1 rRNA gene is annotated in these 338 nt (G+C 39.1%); it reads left to right on the top strand.

From position 1 onward, the window contains the following. The first annotated feature begins 118 nt into the window (after positions 1–118). Positions 119–233: ribosomal RNA gene (gene rrf, locus ABD437_RS29650) — 5S ribosomal RNA — on the top strand. The last annotated feature ends 105 nt before the right edge of the window (positions 234–338 follow it).

Raw genomic sequence — 338 nt, 5'->3', positions numbered from 1 at the left:
TTATACCTCTAGCTAAAATGAACAGATAAAGTAAGATTCAATTCAGCCCAGTCTGTTACAGATTTGGAAAACGCTTCGGCATCAAGTAAGACCCAAGCAAGTATCCATAAACAGTTGTGCTGGCGACCATAGCAAGAGTGAACCACCTGATCCCTTCCCGAACTCAGAAGTGAAACCTCTTAGCGCTGATGGTAGTGTGGGATTACCCATGTGAGAGTAAGTCATCGCCAGCTCATTATTCTAAACACCCCAATCTCAAAAGAGGTTGGGGTGTTTTTTTATATCAAGAAAGCAATCAGAAAAGAATTATTTGAAGAATTATTAAAACTAAAATAATG

The organism is Cryptosporangium japonicum (genome assembly GCF_039524755.1).
Classification (GTDB): domain Bacteria; phylum Actinomycetota; class Actinomycetes; order Mycobacteriales; family Cryptosporangiaceae; genus Cryptosporangium; species Cryptosporangium japonicum.
The sequence above is the reverse complement of the archived record's forward strand: the minus strand, read 5'-3'. Positions and strand labels throughout refer to the sequence as shown.